3 protein-coding genes are annotated in these 2241 nt (G+C 70.1%); 2 read left to right on the forward strand and 1 reads right to left on the reverse strand.

The window, feature by feature from the left end:
• Positions 1-195, reverse strand: a 195-nt coding sequence (locus tag FV230_RS27485; protein ID WP_147844620.1) for a DUF4164 family protein, incomplete at its 3' end; no start/stop codon positions are given.
• A 417-nt stretch (positions 196-612) separates the two neighbouring features.
• Here FV230_RS27485 and gap point away from each other — a divergent pair.
• Both gap and FV230_RS27495 read left to right on the forward strand, forming a co-directional pair.
• Positions 613-1620, forward strand: a complete 1008-nt coding sequence (gene gap / locus FV230_RS27490) for a type I glyceraldehyde-3-phosphate dehydrogenase (RefSeq protein WP_147844621.1) — start codon at positions 613-615, stop codon at positions 1618-1620.
• 143 nt (positions 1621-1763) lie between these two features.
• A partial coding sequence (locus tag FV230_RS27495; protein ID WP_147844622.1) for a hypothetical protein occupies positions 1764-2241 on the forward strand: 478 nt, incomplete at its 3' end.

Consider the following 2241-nt stretch of genomic DNA (forward strand, 5'->3'; position numbering starts at 1 on the left):
GAGCGCCGCGGCGAGGCGGGCCCGGTCCTCGGCCATGATCGCGCGCTCCGCCGCGACGTCGTCGGGGTTGGCCTCGGCCTCGAGCCGGCGGGCGACCGCAGCTTCGAGTTGCAGCAGCGCCGCGTCGAGCCTGCGCAGGGCGTCGCCGGTCGGGTCGCCGGTCGGGTCGGTCGGGGGGCTTGCGGCATCGCTCATGTCTGCCGGCAGGTTTCCCCCATGCCGCGAAGGATTTCCAGCCGAATCCGCCGCCGACGCCCAGCCAAATCCAGTCCGGTCAGGCCGCCCGGATTGTCAGGACTTCGCACAGGCGGTCCCCGTCCTTCGCTTTGACAGCCCGGGGCACCATGTTAGAGACCCGCCGCACGCGCCTGGCCGGTTCTCGCGCGCGCTTTGTCCGGATACCCGACCCGTGCCAGTCAAGAGGCCCTCGCCCGCATCGTCCGTCTCACGGATGGTCCCCGGCGACCTGTGCCCGGGCCTCGCGTCGGTTCATCCCTGGTTCAATTCGGCGGTTCATAGAGCCGGCCGCAGCACCGGACGGCCGACGCGCCGTTCCGGTACCATCGAACGGCGCCCGCAGGTCGGCGCCTCATCTCGCGAAGGAGTCACGCCGTGACGGTGAAGGTTGCCATCAACGGGTTCGGGCGCATCGGCCGCAACGTTCTGCGCGCGATCCACGAGGCCGGCCGCAAGGACATCGAGGTCGTGGCGATCAACGACCTCGGGCCGGTCGAGACCAACGCGCACCTGCTGCGCTTCGACTCGATCCACGGCCGGTTCAACGCCAAGGTGGTGGTCGATGGCGAGTACATCATCGTCGACGGCAATCGCATCCGCGTCACCGCCGTGCGCAACCCGGCCGAGCTGCCGCACCGCGAGCTCGGCGTCGACATCGCGCTCGAGTGCACCGGCATCTTCACCTCGAAGGACAAGGCCAAGGCCCACCTGGATGCCGGCGCCAAGCGCGTCATCGTCTCGGCGCCCGCCGACGGCGCCGACCTGACGGTGGTCTACGGCGTCAACCACGACAAGCTGACGGCCGATCACCACGTGATCTCGAACGCCTCGTGCACCACCAACTGCCTCGTGCCGGTGGCGAAGGTCCTCAACGACCTCGTCGGGATCGAGCGCGGCTTCATGACCACGATCCACTCTTACACCAACGACCAGCCCTCGCTCGACCAGATGCACAAGGATCTGTACCGGGCCCGCGCCGCCGCGCTCTCGATGATCCCGACCTCGACCGGCGCCGCCAAGGCCGTCGGCCTCGTGCTGCCGGAGCTCAAGGGCAAGCTCGACGGCACCTCGATCCGCGTGCCGACCCCGAACGTCTCGGCGGTCGACCTCGTGTTCACCGCCAAGCGCGCCACCTCCGTCGAGGAGATCAACGCGGCGATCGTGGCGGCGGCCGACGGCCCGCTCAAGGGCGTGCTGGCCTACACCGACCAACCCAACGTCTCGATCGACTTCAACCACGACCCGCACTCGTCGACCTTCCACCTCGACCAGACCAAGGTCATGGACGGCACCTTCGTGCGCATCCTCGCCTGGTACGACAACGAGTGGGGCTTCTCGAACCGCATGGCCGACACGGCCGTGGCGATGGCCAAGCTGATCTGACGAGCCGATCTGATCCGTCTCCCCCGGCCGGCTCGCGGACACCCCGCGGGCCGGCGGTTTCGCGACCCGGCCCGACCATCCGCGAAAAGCCGCGCCCCGCCGGGCCGCCCTCCGAACCGCAGACGAGAAAGGGTCCGTGACGAATGACCGACGCCCCCAAGACCGCGACCGGGCAGGACTTCATCCCGACGACGACTTCGCCCGTCGACACCCGGCCTGTTGAGGCCAAGCCCGTCGAGGCCAAGCCCGCGGCCGCCGGTCCGGCCGGCGCGACGCCGATCGCCGCCAACCAGCTGTTCGACCAGCTCGCGCGGATCGAGGACAAGACCTCGCGGATCGAGGACAAGTACGCCCGCTCGGAGTCGCTGCTGACCCGGGTCGAGGACAAGGTCGAGGGTGCCTCGAACCGCATGAACGAGGCGGCCCGTCAGTCCGACCTCGCGGCACTCCGCTCGGAGATGCGCGGCCTGACCGAGCGCCTGCGGCGCCTGCCCGGCACCGGCGCCCTCGTGCTCACCGCGATCATCACCGCCGTGCTGACCGTCGTGCTGATGATCGCCGTGCAGCGGCTCAACCTCGACAGCCTGCTACCGCCGCGCGCGAACGCGACCGCCGCGGCGC

It is taken from the genome of Methylobacterium sp. WL6 (genome assembly GCF_008040095.1).
Taxonomy (GTDB): Bacteria; Pseudomonadota; Alphaproteobacteria; order Rhizobiales; family Beijerinckiaceae; genus Methylobacterium.